We start from the raw sequence: 14457 nt of genomic DNA, 5'->3' as shown, positions 1-14457 counted from the left end.
TGCCCCCGGACCCCCGGAGTACTTCTAAAAAGATGAAGGGTCAGGCGGTTTCGTGTTTGGATTCGATCTGCTTTGCTGCTTTGTCGAGGCGGATCAAGGCTTGGGCGATGTCATCCTCAGTCAGGGTCAGCGGAGGCAGCAGGCGGATCACGTTGTCGGCGGCGGGAACCGTAATAACTTCGTTATCGTAGCCTGCGTTGACCACGTCGATATTTGTGGGTTTGCATTTCAGGCCGAGCATCAGGCCCGCGCCGCGCACCTCTTCGAAGACGTCGGGGTGGTCGGCGATCAGGCCTTCCAGCTTTTGGCGCAAAAGGCCCGCCTTGCAGTTCACACCGTCGAGGAAAGCGGGTGTGGCGACCTGGTCGATGACGGCGCAACCAACGGCGCAGCCGAGCGGGTTGCCGCCATAGGTCGAGCCATGAGTGCCTGCGGTCATACCGCTTGCGGCCTCTTCGGTGGTCAGCACTGCGCCCAAGGGAAAGCCGCCGCCGATGCCCTTGGCGACCATCATGATATCGGGAATGATACCTGCCCATTCATGGGCAAAGAGCTTGCCGGTACGACCGACGCCGCATTGCACCTCATCAAGGATCAGCAGCAGGCCATTTTCATCGCAGATCTGGCGCAGAGCTTTGAGTTCAGCGTCGGGGACAGGGCGGATGCCGCCCTCGCCTTGCACCGGTTCGATCATTATCGCAGCCGTTTGATCGGTGATGGCGTTGGTGACGCCGTCGAGATCTCCGAATGTCAGGTGCACAAAACCGGGCAGCAAGGGACCAAAGCCTTTGGTCATCTTCTCGGACCCGGCGGCAGCGATGCCTGCGGAGGACCGGCCATGGAACGAGCCGTCGAAGGTGATGATCTCGACCCGCTCAGGCTGGCCTTTGTCATAGAAATACTTGCGGGCCATTTTTACGGCGAGTTCACATGACTCGGTGCCGGAATTGGTGAAGAACACGGTATCGGCAAAGGTATGTTCGACCAGCTTGTCTGCCAGTGCTTGCTGCTGGGGGATGTTGTAGAGGTTCGACACGTGCCACAGCGCGTGCGCCTGGTCGGTCAGCGCAGCAACCAGTGCAGGATGCGCGTGGCCCAGCGCATTCACAGCGATCCCTGCACCAAGGTCCAGAAAACGTCGGCCATCCGCCTCGGTCAGCCAGGCACCTTCGCCCTTTACGAATGTAAGGGGTGCACGATTATAGGTCGGCAGAACGGACGGGATCATCGGATCATCCTTTTTGGTATCTGGAACCTCGTGAGTGATACACTCGGCCCATGTTCGTCAACTGATTTGGTGGAGAACACGCCGATAAAGACGGCGCAAAGATCAAAGAAGCCGGTTACGCGGTCAGGCGTCGGCGTCGGAGGCGCAGGATATGTGCGTGTTTGATCATGCCGGGCCGTATAGCGGCATGCGTGGGTTCTGAAAACCCTGTTTTTGCAGATCCGCAAAAAATCACTCTGAGACAGGGATTTGCCGCTTGCCATTTGCCGGGCGGTGGCTCAGGGGTGAGCCATGACCCCGATCCGCCAGAACCCGGCCCTTGCGGCTTTGTTGATCTTCGGTGCCAGCGCCTTGATGGCAAGCACCACGTTGCTTGCCAAGGCATTGGGAACGGATGTTCTGGGCCCGGCGCTGCATCCGATGCAGATCAGCCATGGGCGGTTTCTGTTTGCGTTCCTGGTGATCGTCAGTGCCGTTGGCGTACTGCGTCCGCGCCTGCGCCGCCCGCATTGGGGGCTGCATATCGGGCGGACAAGCTTTGGCTGGCTGGGGATCACGTTGCTGTTTTCTTCGGTCGCGTTCATCCCGATTGCGGATGCCACGGCGATCTCATTCCTGAACCCGGTCTTTGCCATGGTTCTGGCGATCCCGCTGCTGAAAGAGGGCGTGGGTCCGTGGCGTTGGATGGCCGCCATCGTCGCACTGATAGGAGCGTTGGTGCTGCTGCGCCCGACACCCGCCAGTTTTCAACCCGCAGCCCTTCTGGCGTTGACCGCAGCGGCGGTAATCGGGATGGAGCTGATTTTCATCAAAAAGCTCTCGGGCCGGGAAATTCCGATCCAGATCCTGCTGATCAACAATGCGATGGGGCTGACGATCGCCTCGGTCGCGGTCAGCTTTGTGTTCCAGTCGCCTACGCCCCAGCAATGGGCCGCTCTGGCCGGGATCGGCGTGCTGATGGCCTGTGCCCAGGCCTGTTTCGTCAACGGCATGGCGCGCGCGGATGCGTCGTTTGTGGCGCCGATCAGCTATGCAACGCTGATTTTTGCCGGCTTCTATGATTTTGTCGTGTTTCGCGTCATCCCCGATGGAGTCAGCCTGATCGGATCGGCCATCATCCTGACGGGTGGGTTGATCCTGGTTTGGCGCGAAACCCGTCAGCGTCAGGCCTTGAGTCGGTAGCCGGTGCGCAACATCTGCCAGGTCAATGCGCCCACCACCAGCGTCGCACCGGAACAGATCACCATCCCGAGCCACGGAGAGCTGTCCGAAACGCCGATCATGCCAAAGCGCAGCCCGTCGATCAGATAGAAGACCGGGTTCACATGGCTGATCGCGTTCAGCACCGGGGGCAAGGCCTCGACCGAGTAGAAAGTGCCGGACAGAAACGCCAAGGGTGTCACGATGAAATTGGTGATCGCCGCCATCTGGTCGAACTTGTTGGCATAGATCGCAGCCAGAAGTCCCAGCGCGCCCATGAACGCGCCGCCCAACACAACAAAGATCAGCGCGATCAGCGGATGCTGCGGTGCAATGCTCAGAACAAACGCCAGCGCAGCAACCAGAACCAGCGCGATCATAACGCTGCGGGTTATGCCCCCGGCAAGATAGCCCAACAGAATTTCCAGTGGGGAAAGCGGTGGCATCAGCGTATCGACGATGTTGCCCTGCACCTTGGCCACCACCATCGAAGAGGACGTGTTGGCAAAGGCGTTTTGGATCACTGTCATCATCATGATGCCTGGGGCCAGAAAGATCAGGAACGGCACGCCCATCACGTCAGGACGGCTGGGGCCGATGGCAATGCTGAAGATCAGAAGAAACAGGCCCGCCGTGACCAGCGGGGCCAGCAGGGTTTGCGTCCAGACCGCCATGAAGCGCCGCGTTTCGCGCTGCGCCAGCGTATAAAGCCCAATCCAGTTGACCGCCCCAAAGCGGCGCGCGTCTTGATCCATGAGATTCTGCATGATCTGCCCCATACCTGATTCGAAGCCGCTTGTAACTCGGGCGGCAGTGTTTAGAATAGGGCGCTGAGACGAATTCCCAAGGCGGCCCGAATCCGGGGCCGCTTTCCGCTTTTGAAAGGCAAATCATGTCCTGGACAGACGAGCGTGTAGAGCTGCTGAAGAAAATGTGGGGCGAGGGCCAGTCGGCCAGCCAGATCGCCAAGGAACTGGGCGGCGTAACCCGCAATGCGGTGATCGGTAAGGTCCACCGTCTGGGCCTTTCCAACCGTGCCACCGGTGCCGGAACTACCAAAGCTGAGCCCAATGCAAAGCCGGCCCCCGCACCCAAGGCCGAGGCCAAGCCGAAACCCGCGCCAAAGACAGAACCGGCCCGCCCGGCCCCCGCGCCCGAGGCGAAACCGGCCACCCCGGCCCGCCGTCAGATCATCCCCGCCGGTCAGCCGCTGCCGCCGCAGCCTTCGGCGAATGAGATCAGCCCCGAGGCGCTGGCCAAGGTCAATGAGGTCGAGAAGAAAGCTAAGAAGCTGACGCTGATGGAACTGACCGAGAAAACCTGCAAATGGCCCGTCGGTGACCCTGCGACCGAAGATTTCTGGTTCTGCGGCCTACCGGTTGAGGCCGGAAAGCCCTATTGCGAGGCGCATGTAGGCGTGGCGTTCCAGCCCATGAGCTCACGCCGGGACCGTCGGCGGTAATAGCGCATACCATAACCTAAATCATTACAATTCAACCTGAAAGGGGCGAAGGCGTTTCGCCACGCCTCCTGCCGGAAGCGTCGCATAGTCAAGAGCGACGCAAGGCGTAATGAACTCCTACAGAGAACACTCCCTCGTTGAATGCTACGAGGGGGTTTTAGATTGGAGCCTCGGCTGTGCGGACAAAGTTGCCGTTGAAGGCACTGCCTGGCCACGACATAATACAACTTCCAAGCCCCGCTCAAATAAGATGAGTCGAACATGACAAAGAGGCCGTCGCGTGCAATTCAAATCGTTTCAGGTGTCGCATTTTGGGCTGTAGCCATAGCTCCAAATCTGTCTACGTCTGAAACATCAAGCGATACGAAGCTTCTTAGTTCGCTACAAAGTATGGGCTACTCCGATATTTATATCGATGGTTGTACAGTTTCCTTTTCAAGAGAGACCGTTCCTACGGAAGGCAACAATTACCTATTGAAATATAATCGGCACGTTAACCTACGAACACTGGACCTCAGCGAAGCTGATGAAGTACAGCAAAGGCCATCAGATCACGGGTATCTTTACATTGCCGAAGTGCCTCTAAATCACAGGTATTACCAATATAAGCCTCAAATAAACAACTTCAGGTACTGGGTTCTACGCAACTATCCAGAATCAAATTGGCCAGATACTTTTTCAAGCATTGAAGGTCATGAGGCTGCGAAAATTGAAGCTGAGTTATGGAACAGATTGCCGCAGATCAAATATTTGAACCGTTGGACCATTCACAGGAAGGCCGGCTCTTTGACATTGCTACCCCCTGTGTTTCGGATGACTTATAATGAGCGCAGCAACTTAGTTCGGTTTGAAGAGGCTCTTATAGACCATTCAGCAAACTATCATTGCTCAAACCCAAACGAAGCGAGAGACACATAGAAGCGTTACCTATTTGGATTTCTTTTTAACCCAAGCAGCAAGCGTTCCGCTAATTGACCGGACGTTTTGGACTCGAACCTGACATAGAGGTTTCAGTGATTGTGGAGCCGCTGGCACATGATCGCCCCTTACTGCGCCGGATGCGACGGCAAATCCGGCATCGGCACCCAGCCGGGCAGATCATCAGGCGCCACCGAGACGTGCAATCTTTCAGATGGGTCGCGTCCGACTTTTCGATGGCGGCGCAGCAGGAAGATCTTGCCCCAACCACGCCATGTACCGACAGAGGGCGCAGAGGCATCGGTTGGAAAGCGGTCACGCCAATCCGGGGGCAGCGGCAGCCCGTGCAATTCGGCCTTGTCCAGCATCCAGACCAACGAGATGTTGCTCAGCGGGCGCGCGTCGTCGAACCCGTTCAACTGACCGCCGACATCCCCGTGCGATCCGCGGAACCAGACCTGCTCGACATGGCCTGCGTGATCCGAGGTGCTGTTCCACAGAACGGGTTCATACACCTCGCGCGTTTCATCCAGCGCCATGGCGTGATAGCCGTGGCGCGTGGCGGGGCCAAGCTGGTGGTTGTGGAAGGCGTGGCGTTCCTCGGCCCAGCGCCACAGCAGCGGCAGGCGCAGGCCCAGCGCTTTGACCGTATCCCAGACGCCCACCATCTCGATCGCGATCTCATCGTGACAAAATTGCCGGCGAAACTCGGCAGCGGCGTCGCCATGGGCGTTACATTCGTAGTGACGATACGCCTGTTTGATATTGCGCTCGGTCGCGTGCTCGGCCTTGAGCAGACCGATCATGTCAATCACGCCAGCCAGGCTGCGCACCCCATAGGCACCCCGTGAATAGCCGATAAAGAATATCCGGTCGCCGGGTTTGTAGCGCGACGCCAGATAGCCATAGGCGCGCCTGATCTGTCGGTTGATGCCCCGGCCCATCATCACATCCAGCGAAGATTTCCAGCCGTCCCACTGAACGCCTGCCTCGTAGAACACGGACACCTTGCTGCCCATCTCGCAGCACAGGCGCAGGGTCTGGCCGGCATGCGTCTCAAACCCCGTCTCAAGGGTCGACATTGTGCCGTCCAGAATAATGACATGGCTGACAGGTTCGCGATGGCGCGCTTCGGCCGAGTGCTCGGACCGCAAAGGCCGTCCGAGCCATCCCAGTACCTTTTTACTCAGCCGCGACAGAACCATGTGTCAGCAATTCCCAAACCTTGTGGGGTGTGAACGGCATATCCGCCTGCCGCACCCCGTGATCCCAGAGCGCATCCTGAACCGCGTTTGCCACCGCGGCCAGCGCGCCCACGGTGCCTGCCTCGCCACAGCCTTTCATCCCCATCGGGTTGGCGGTTGACGGAACCGGCGCCGAGGTAAACTTAATCATGGGTACGTCCGCCGCGCGGGGCAAGGCGTAATCCATCAACGAAGCCGTGAGCAGTTGCCCGTATTCATCATGCACAACATGCTCGTTCAGGGCCTGTCCGATCCCCTGAACAACCCCACCATGCACTTGACCTTCAGCCAACATCGGATTGATAAGGTTACCAAAATCATCAACAACGGTGTAGCGGTCCACCCAAGTTTCGCCGGTGTAAGAATCGATCACGACCTCGGCAACATGTGCCCCGTTGGGAAAGCTACGCGCCTCAAGCTTGGCGCGTGCTTCGTGCTGCAACAGATCTGTACGCCCATCGGCCCGCGCCATGTTGGCCGCCTCAATCAACGTCGGCGTCATGTTGGACCCAGGCGCGCGGAAGGTTTCATGGTCAAAGTTCACGTCTGTTTCCTCGACCCCCATCTTATCCGCCAGATAGGGCGTGAATGCGGCAATCATCGTGTCGACCGTGACCAGTGTTGCGTTGCTTTGCACAGTAACGGACCGAGAGCCCCCGGTGCCGCCGCCCTGCGCCAGTTGATCGGTATCCCCCTGCACAACGTTAATTTGATCCGCCGGAATCCCCGTCTGATCCGCCAGAAACTGAGCATAAACCGTTTCATGGCCCTGCCCGTTCGACTGCGTTCCGACATAGAGGTTCACTGACCCATCCTCGCAAAACTCGACCTTTGCGCCTTCGGAAGGATCACCCAGAATACTTTCGATATAGTAACACAGGCCCTGCCCGCGGATCAGACCACGCGCAGAATCCGCTGCTTTGCGCACCTGAAACCCTTCGGTTTGTTGCCCGGCGCGGGTCAGAACCATGCCGAAATCGCCCACGTCATAGGTCTCACCCGTTGCGGACTTGTAAGGAAAGGCGTCGGGCCGAATGAAATTTCTGCGCCGCAGCTCCCAGGGGTCGATGCCCAACTCGCGCGCCGCCCGGTCCATGACGCGTTCCAGAACATAGATCGCCTCGGGGCGGCCCGCACCGCGATAGGCATCCACCTGCGTAGTGTTGGTATAAAAGCCCTCAACCCGCAGATAGGTGGTTTGCACGTCATAGACACCCATCAGAACGCGGCTGAACAATTGGGTCTGAATAGCCTGTGCGAAATGGCTGTTATACGCACCCATATTCATCCTGCTGTGCACCCGGTAGGCGGTGATCTTGTGATCGGCATCAAAGGCCAGCTCGGCCAGCGAGGTCAGGTCTCGGCCATGATGATCCGACAGCATCGCCTCGGACCGGTCGGACATCCAGTGCACCGGCTGACCCAGTTTCATTGTGGCAACCGCCACACAGAAGTATTCGGGGTAAGGCATTGCCTTCATGCCGAAACCGCCCCCCACATCAGGGGTCGTGACGCGAATGGCCTCGGGCTCAAGCTTCAGCTTTTGCGCCAATTGCGCCTTCATGCCCCAGACACCCTGACCGCCATAAGACAGGTGCAGCCTGCCCTCAGACCAGCCCGCCTGACACCCGCGCGGCTCAATCGAGTTCACGATGACCCGATTGTCATGCACATCCAGCGACACGGTGTGAACCGCTGCGTCAAATGCCGCCTGAGTGGCTGCCTCATCCCCAAGCCCCCAATCAAAGGCGCGGTTGTCCGGGGCCTCTGGGTGAAGCGTTTCACCACCGGCGGTTACATCGATCTTGGCAGGCAAATCGTCCATTTCAAACGCGATCATCTCAACCGCGTCGCGCGCTTGGGCAATACTGTCGGCGATAACGACCGCCACAGGCTCTCCCACATAGCGCACCCGGTCTTTGGCCAGCATATGCCGATCCGGGGCCGCCCCTTTCGATCCGTCACGATTGACCACCGTTGTTGCGCTCATAACCGTGTCGATACCGGCATCGGCCAGATCACTCAGCGACATGACCAGGCGCACCCCATCGGCGGCACGCGCGGCCTCAAGATCCAACGCGGTGATCTGGCCATGCGCGACCGTACTGCGCAGAAAGGCCGCAAACAGCGCATTTTCGGGCACCCGATCATCCATATACTGGCCCTGGCCGGTCAAAAACCGTTGATCTTCGGTCCGTTTCACCGGCTGACTTTTGCCGAACTTTTCCATGGGATGCTCCTGTCGCTGCCTTGGGCGCCACATTAGGGCGCGCCTCGGGGTTGTCCAGATCATCGGGCCGGTTTCCCTTGGCTCTTCCCCTTCCCGCACGCATTCGTTATTGCAGGCGCTGACCCAAGATTGATGACGCAGGACGCACCCCATGGCGATGGAAAAGACATTCAACGCGGCCGAGGCCGAGGCCCGCATTTACGAGGCCTGGGAACAGGCCGGAGCCTTCAAGGCAGGCGCGAACCGATCGCGCGATGAAAGCTTTACCATAATGATCCCGCCACCCAACGTGACGGGGGCCCTGCATGTGGGTCACGCGTTCAACAACACGCTACAGGATATCCTGATCCGCTGGCACCGCATGCGCGGGTTCGACACGCTGTGGCAGCCCGGCCAGGATCACGCAGGCATTGCCACACAGATGCAGGTGGAAAAGATGCTGATGCTGACCCAGCAGCCGGGCCGGCGTGAGTTGGGGCGCGAGAAATTCCTTGAGAAAGTCTGGGAGTGGAAGGGCGAATACGGCGGCACTATCATCGAACAGCTGAAGCGTCTGGGATCAAGCTGCGACTGGTCGCGCAATGCCTTTACCATGGCCGGTGCGGCGGGTGATCCGCGCACGGGGCATGAGAACTCGGCCAATTTCCACGACGCGGTGATCAAGGTGTTCGTCGATATGTACGAAAAGGGCCTGATCTATCGCGGCAAGCGGCTGGTCAACTGGGATCCGCATTTCGAGACGGCGATCTCGGATCTTGAGGTCGAGAATATCGAAACGCCGGGCCATATGTGGCACTTCAAGTACCCCTTGGCTGGCGGTGAGACATATGAGTATTTGGAAAAAGATGAAGATGGGAATGTGATATTCCGCGAAGAACGGGATTACATTTCTATTGCTACAACGCGCCCCGAAACCATGCTGGGTGACGGCGCGGTTGCGGTTCATCCATCGGATGAGCGGTATGCTCCAATCGTCGGAAAACTCTGTGAGATTCCGGTTGGGCCTAAAGAGCATCGCCGCCAAATTCCGATCATCACCGATGACTACCCCGATCCCGATTTCGGCTCGGGCGCGGTGAAGATCACCGGCGCGCATGACTTTAACGACAACATGGTCGCCAAGCGCGGCGGCATCCCGATGTACCGCCTGATGGACACCAAAGGCGCGATGCGGTCCGACGGTGCGCCTTACGCCGAGGAGGCCGACAAAGCGCAGGAATACGCACGCGGCAAGGATTTCACCGAGAACGAGATCGACGCGATCAACCTGATCCCCGATCACCTGCGCGGCCTCGACCGGTTCGAGGCCCGCGCGAGGGTGGTCGAGGAAATCACCGCCGATGGTCTAGCCGTCATGACCCGCGCGGATGACCCCCGTCTGGGCACCAAGCTGGGCGAGGATGATGATCCGGCGGCGCTGGTCCCGCTGGTCGAGAGCAAACCGATCATGCAACCCTTCGGCGACCGCTCCAAGGTGGTGATTGAGCCGATGTTCACCGACCAGTGGTTCGTGGACGCCGAAAAGGTCGTCGGCCCCGCGCTGGACGCGGTCAAGGACGGCACGGTCAAGATCATCCCCGAGTCGGGCGAGAAGACCTATTACCACTGGCTGGAAAACATCGAGCCCTGGTGCATCTCGCGCCAGCTGTGGTGGGGGCATCAGATTCCGGTTTGGTATGGGCCGAAGAAATCTGAAGACGGCAAATCAATTGATCTGCCAATATCTGACGATGAAAACCGCAGCAGATTGATAGAGTGGGAGCGCTTCTGCGCACCATCAGAAGAAGAAGCTATCCAATTGGCGCAGGCGTACTATCGTGCCGATGATTGGAACGGTGAAATCGTCATCGTCTCTGATGCAAAGGAAGCGTCATCCATCTACGACAATGCTGATTTTGACCCCTCTGCACCACCGCTTCCGCTATTTCGCGACCCCGACGTCCTCGACACGTGGTTCTCCTCCGGCCTCTGGCCCATTGGCACGCTGGGCTGGCCTGAGCAGACCGAGGAACTGGAGCGCTACTTCCCAACAGACGTCCTGATCACCGGCTTCGACATCCTGTTCTTCTGGGTCGCCCGGATGATGATGATGCAACTGGCCGTGGTCGATCAGATCCCGTTCCACACCGTCTACCTGCACCAACTCGTCCGCGACGAGAAGGGCAAGAAGATGTCCAAAACCACCGGCAACGTCATCGACCCGCTGGAGATCGTGGACGAATTCGGCGCCGACGCACTGCGCTTTACCAACGCCTCGATGGCGGCGATTGGCGGCGTGCTGAAACTGTCCCGCGAACGCATCACCGGCTACCGCAACTTCGGCACCAAACTGTGGAACGCCGTCCGCTTTGCCGAAATGAACGAGGTCTTCACCGACACCGTGCCGCAACTGGACGTGGCCGATCTGAAACCCAAAGCCGCCGTGAACCGCTGGATCATCGGCGAAACCGCCCGCGTTCGGGAAGAGGTCGACGCGGCGCTGGAAAGCTACCGTTTCAACGACGCGGCCAACGGGCTCTATGCCTTTGTCTGGGGCAAGGTCTGCGACTGGTACGTGGAGCTGTCCAAACCCCTGCTGCAAGGCGACGACGCCGAGGCTCAGGCCGAGACCCGCGCCACGATGCGTTGGGTGTTGGATCAGTGCATGGTTCTGCTGCACCCAATCATGCCCTTCATCACAGAAGAACTCTGGGGTCTGACCGGCACGCGGCCCAAGATGGTTGTACACGCCGACTGGCCCACCTATGGGACCGAACTGGTCGACGCTGAGGCCGACCGCGAAATGAACTGGGTGATCTCGGTGATCGAAAACACCCGCTCGGCCCGCGCGCAGATGCGGGTTCCGGCGGGTCTGTATGTACCGATGCTGGTGACAGAAATCGACGCGCATGGTCAAGCCGCCTGGGACCGCAACGAGGCGCTGATCAAACGCCTGGCGCGGATCGACAGCCTGACAAAAGCCGATGAACTGCCAAAAGGCACGATTTCCATCGCTGCCCCCGGCGCGTCCTTCGGCCTGCCGCTGGCCGATATCATCGACATCGGCGCGGAAAAGGAACGGCTGGAGAAAGCCAAAGGCAAACTGGCCAAGGAACTCGGCGGGTTGCGCGGACGTCTGAACAACCCCAAATTCGTGGCCTCGGCCCCGGAAGAGGTGGTTGCAGAAGCCAAAGCCAACCTCGCCGCCCGCGAGGAAGAAGAGGCGAAGCTCAACGAGGCGCTCGCCCGTTTGGCAGAAATCGCCTGATCTTCTTCTCGTCCCAAATACGGAAATCCCAAAACCCGCCGCATGGCCCGGCGGGTTTTCTTTTGTGTTGAAGGTTTCCCCTTGTTCACAGCGGCTTGCGATTGATAGCAAGTCGGAGGAACAAAACCGAGGCTTTGATGACGCGTGCTTTTCCTCCGATGCAAACGGTGTCGACCGGCCTTGTTGTGGCCGTTGTCGGTTTTTTCAGCTCATTCCCGATTGTGCTGCAGGGGTTGAACGCGATGGGGGCCTCGGCGACGGAATCCGCGTCAGGTCTGATGATGGCGGCGGTTGCAATGGGGCTGGCGGCGATTGTGCTCAGCCTTTGGTACAAACAACCGATCAGCGTGGCGTGGTCGACACCGGGCGTCGCCCTACTTGCTGTCTCTGCCGCCCCGCAGGAGGGGTTTTCGGGCGCGGTTGGCGCATTCCTGTGCGCCGGAGCCTTGACCGTTTTCGCGGGGCTTTGGCGCCCACTTGGAAGGTTGGCTGCGGCGATTCCGACCACCCTGGCCCAGGCGATGCTGGGCGGTGTGTTGCTGCCCTTGTGCATCGTGCCATTCAAAGCGGCTGTGGAATTGCCATGGCAAGCGCTTCCGGTGATTTTGACCTGGTTTATCGCGGGCCGGATCAATCGGCTGTTCGCGGTTCCCGCAGCCGTTCTGGCTGCTGCAATCGTGGTCATTTTGAATGCCGGGGAAAGCTCGATCAGACCTGAGCAACTGATCGCGGCTCCGGTCTGGACCATGCCCAGCTTCTCGCTCGCCTCTGCCATCGGGATCGGTTTGCCCCTGTTCATCGTGACCATGGCCACACAGAACATCCCCGGCATCGCCGTCATGCGCAGCTTTGGCTATGCGCCAAATCCGGGCAAGCTGTTCTCGGCTGTTGGCGGCACAAGCATGGTATCGGCGCCGTTTGGCGCTCCGGCGACCTGTCTGGCGGCGATCACGGCTGCGATGTGTTCGAACGAAGATAGCCATCCCAACCCCGCGCTGCGCTATTGGTCAGCGATCATGGGTGGCGTATTCTACTGCATCTTCGGCATCTTTGCCGTCGCCATCACCAGCTTTGCTGCCCATGCCGACCCTCTGTTGATGGGCACATTGGCCGGGGTCGCCTTGATCGGCGTGATGGCCAACGCAACCTTCGCGGCGCTTGAGGTTCCGGCCGAGCGGGAAGCCGCCGTGTTGACCTTTGCCATCACCGCCTCAGGCATCACCGCATTCGGTTTGGGGGCCGCTGTCTGGGGGCTGGCCGTCGGCGGGCTTGTCTATTTCTTGGGCAAGCGGGTGCGCTAAACGCTTTCGCCTGCCGCGTTGATTGCGTAAACTTGGCCCATGCTGGGTTCGTTTGGAAAACTGGTGGAACGCCAGATCAGAAAGGCACAAGCCGAAGGGCAGTTAGAGGGGCTGGAGGGCGAAGGCCAACCCCTGCCTGACCGATCCTCGGAAGCGCAAAGCGATCCCGCACTTGCGGCTGGCCATCGGATTATGGCTCAGGCCGGGGTTCTGCCGGAAGAGTTCGAGATCAAGAAACAGCTCGACGCCGTCCGCAAAGCCTATGCCAACCTGACCGACCCCGAGGACCGTAAGGCGGCAATGGCGGAAATGGCCGAGTTGGAAATGCGCTACAACATGGCCCGCGACGCACGGCGGGCGTTTATGCGTTAGACAATGTCGACGTGAGCCCGGCTGGACACTGAAATCGAGTTCTTTGACGGATCTTTTGCATTGGCAAACTCATAGCCGTCCGCCTTGTGAATCGTACCGAAAATCAGCCCGTTTTCCGCTGCTTGAGCGCAAAACGCCGGCACGTCTTGCACATCAAAAACAAGTTTAACGGCAGCTTGCCCTTCGCGTGCGGATTTTGCGGCTGGATGCAGCAACAGATGTGCCCCACTCGATGGCGGGACAAGCTCAACGATGCGATCCCCGGACGTTTGCCGGGCGACGTAGCCAAAATGTTCCTTGTAGAAACGCACCATATCTTCAATGCGCTTGGTGTATAGAATCACGCGCGTGATGGCCGCGGCGGTCATTTGAACTCGGGCTTGCGGCCCTGCATTTGGGCCATGACGACCTCCATCTGATCCGGTTTGCCGATCAACTCGACTTGCTCGGATGATTCCTCCAACAGCACCTCGGCGCGTGACCGGCTTTCGGCCACGTCGATCAGACGCTTGGCGGCGCGGATCGCCGAGGGGCTTTTGCCCGCAATGTCTTCGGCCAACGCCAGCGCCTCGGTCAAGGGGTCGTCCGAGAGCTTGGTGACCAGCCCCCACTCTGCCGCTTGCGGGGCACCGATGGGACGTGCGGTATAGGTCAGAAGGCGCAGCACGTCCGAGCGCACGAGATGCGGCAGCAGGACCATTCCGCCCATGTCCGGGATGATCCCCCATTTCATCTCCATCACCGCCAGTTTGCTATCGGGATGCGCGATGCGGATATCCGCGCCCAGCGCGATTTGCAGACCGCCGCCATAGGCCACGCCCTGAATCGCACAAATCACCGGCACGGGAACGCGCCGCCATGTCAGCGCAAGTTCCTGCATTTCGTTCGCGTCCTCGTGGCTGCGGGTCATCAGCCATTCGGTCGTGTCTTTCTGCGCCATCGTTGCAAAGCTCGCCATGTCGAGCCCGGCGCAAAAACTTTTGCCCTCGCCCGACAGCACAACGGCACGGGCGTCAGAGGCCGCGACCTCTTGCCCGGCAGACAGGATCGCCTTGATCATGGCGTCATCCAACGCGTTCATCTTGTCACCGCGGGTCAGCGTGACATGGGCAATGTGATCTTTGTATTCGACGGTTACGCGCGCCATTCCGGCCTCCGTGACGGTGTTTTCCCAACCATGCCCTGAAAGCGCGTCGCAATTCCACTGCGACGTCAGGGCAAAACTTGCGTTCGGGCGGGGGGCTTGCTCATCCTG

General features: G+C 59.4%; 11 protein-coding genes. 5 read left to right on the top strand and 6 right to left on the bottom strand.

Going from position 1 to position 14457, the window contains the following annotated elements:
* Positions 1–40: 40 nt before the first annotated feature.
* A complete protein-coding gene (locus ACR0AG_RS03875; protein WP_480836614.1) occupies positions 41–1228 on the bottom strand; it encodes an acetylornithine transaminase in 1188 nt (395 codons plus the stop codon).
* A 291-nt stretch (positions 1229–1519) separates the two neighbouring features.
* On the opposite strand from ACR0AG_RS03875, the gene ACR0AG_RS03870 reads away from it, so the two are divergent.
* Positions 1520–2410 (top strand): DMT family transporter, encoded by an 891-nt coding sequence (locus tag ACR0AG_RS03870; protein ID WP_480836612.1) that lies wholly within the window; start codon positions 1520–1522, stop codon positions 2408–2410.
* Here the strand turns inward: ACR0AG_RS03870 and ACR0AG_RS03865 are convergent.
* Entirely contained in the window at positions 2392–3195 is an 804-nt protein-coding gene (locus ACR0AG_RS03865; protein ID WP_480836610.1) for an ABC transporter permease, read from the bottom strand. The two genes, ACR0AG_RS03870 and ACR0AG_RS03865, sit on opposite strands and share 19 nt — an antisense overlap.
* Before the next feature lie 125 nt (positions 3196–3320).
* Here ACR0AG_RS03865 and ACR0AG_RS03860 point away from each other — a divergent pair, with 125 nt between their 5' ends.
* Positions 3321–3890 (top strand): GcrA family cell cycle regulator, encoded by a 570-nt coding sequence (locus tag ACR0AG_RS03860; RefSeq protein WP_480836608.1) that lies wholly within the window; start codon positions 3321–3323, stop codon positions 3888–3890.
* 1046 nt (positions 3891–4936) lie between these two features.
* Here the strand turns inward: ACR0AG_RS03860 and ACR0AG_RS03855 are convergent.
* Positions 4937–6013: a DUF2235 domain-containing protein gene (locus ACR0AG_RS03855; RefSeq protein WP_480836606.1), complete on the bottom strand. Its 1077-nt coding sequence runs from the start codon at positions 6011–6013 to the stop codon at positions 4937–4939.
* Positions 5991–8282: a xanthine dehydrogenase family protein molybdopterin-binding subunit gene (locus tag ACR0AG_RS03850; protein ID WP_480836604.1), complete on the bottom strand. Its 2292-nt coding sequence runs from the start codon at positions 8280–8282 to the stop codon at positions 5991–5993. The genes ACR0AG_RS03855 and ACR0AG_RS03850 overlap by 23 nt, the downstream gene beginning before the upstream one ends.
* A gap of 151 nt (positions 8283–8433) precedes the next feature.
* Here ACR0AG_RS03850 and ACR0AG_RS03845 point away from each other — a divergent pair, with 151 nt between their 5' ends.
* The 3 genes from ACR0AG_RS03845 (at position 8434) to ACR0AG_RS03835 (ending at position 13202) form a co-directional block, all read left to right on the top strand.
* Entirely contained in the window at positions 8434–11529 is a 3096-nt protein-coding gene (locus tag ACR0AG_RS03845; protein WP_480836602.1) for a valine--tRNA ligase, read from the top strand.
* A gap of 137 nt (positions 11530–11666) precedes the next feature.
* Complete coding sequence (locus tag ACR0AG_RS03840; protein ID WP_480836600.1) at positions 11667–12830, top strand: benzoate/H(+) symporter BenE family transporter; 1164 nt, start codon at positions 11667–11669, stop codon at positions 12828–12830.
* A 39-nt stretch (positions 12831–12869) separates the two neighbouring features.
* The gene (locus ACR0AG_RS03835) at positions 12870–13202 is read left to right on the top strand and encodes a DnaJ family domain-containing protein (RefSeq protein WP_480836598.1); all 333 of its coding nucleotides are present in this window, start codon (positions 12870–12872) and stop codon (positions 13200–13202) included.
* Here ACR0AG_RS03835 and ACR0AG_RS03830 read toward each other — a convergent pair.
* Entirely contained in the window at positions 13199–13570 is a 372-nt protein-coding gene (locus ACR0AG_RS03830; RefSeq protein WP_480836596.1) for a VOC family protein, read from the bottom strand. The two genes, ACR0AG_RS03835 and ACR0AG_RS03830, sit on opposite strands and share 4 nt — an antisense overlap.
* Positions 13567–14349, bottom strand: a complete 783-nt coding sequence (locus ACR0AG_RS03825; protein WP_480836594.1) for a crotonase/enoyl-CoA hydratase family protein — start codon at positions 14347–14349, stop codon at positions 13567–13569. The genes ACR0AG_RS03830 and ACR0AG_RS03825 overlap by 4 nt, the downstream gene beginning before the upstream one ends.
* Positions 14350–14457 lie beyond the last annotated feature (108 nt).

Source organism: Ruegeria sp. H6 (genome assembly GCF_056532975.1).
Note: the sequence above shows the minus strand (reverse complement) of the source record. Positions and strands in the feature narration are given on the sequence as shown.

What these genes read in the sequence shown, in the direction of transcription:
- ACR0AG_RS03875 (WP_480836614.1), bottom strand. Translation starts at nt 1,228, where the DNA reads ATGATCCCGTCCGTTCTGCCGACCTATAATCGTGCACCCCTTACATTC.
- ACR0AG_RS03870 (WP_480836612.1), top strand. Translation starts at nt 1,520, where the DNA reads ATGACCCCGATCCGCCAGAACCCGGCCCTTGCGGCTTTGTTGATCTTC.
- ACR0AG_RS03865 (WP_480836610.1), bottom strand. Translation starts at nt 3,195, where the DNA reads ATGCAGAATCTCATGGATCAAGACGCGCGCCGCTTTGGGGCGGTCAAC.
- ACR0AG_RS03860 (WP_480836608.1), top strand. Translation starts at nt 3,321, where the DNA reads ATGTCCTGGACAGACGAGCGTGTAGAGCTGCTGAAGAAAATGTGGGGC.
- ACR0AG_RS03855 (WP_480836606.1), bottom strand. Translation starts at nt 6,013, where the DNA reads ATGGTTCTGTCGCGGCTGAGTAAAAAGGTACTGGGATGGCTCGGACGG.
- ACR0AG_RS03850 (WP_480836604.1), bottom strand. Translation starts at nt 8,282, where the DNA reads ATGGAAAAGTTCGGCAAAAGTCAGCCGGTGAAACGGACCGAAGATCAA.
- ACR0AG_RS03845 (WP_480836602.1), top strand. Translation starts at nt 8,434, where the DNA reads ATGGCGATGGAAAAGACATTCAACGCGGCCGAGGCCGAGGCCCGCATT.
- ACR0AG_RS03840 (WP_480836600.1), top strand. Translation starts at nt 11,667, where the DNA reads ATGACGCGTGCTTTTCCTCCGATGCAAACGGTGTCGACCGGCCTTGTT.
- ACR0AG_RS03835 (WP_480836598.1), top strand. Translation starts at nt 12,870, where the DNA reads ATGCTGGGTTCGTTTGGAAAACTGGTGGAACGCCAGATCAGAAAGGCA.
- ACR0AG_RS03830 (WP_480836596.1), bottom strand. Translation starts at nt 13,570, where the DNA reads ATGACCGCCGCGGCCATCACGCGCGTGATTCTATACACCAAGCGCATT.
- ACR0AG_RS03825 (WP_480836594.1), bottom strand. Translation starts at nt 14,349, where the DNA reads ATGGCGCGCGTAACCGTCGAATACAAAGATCACATTGCCCATGTCACG.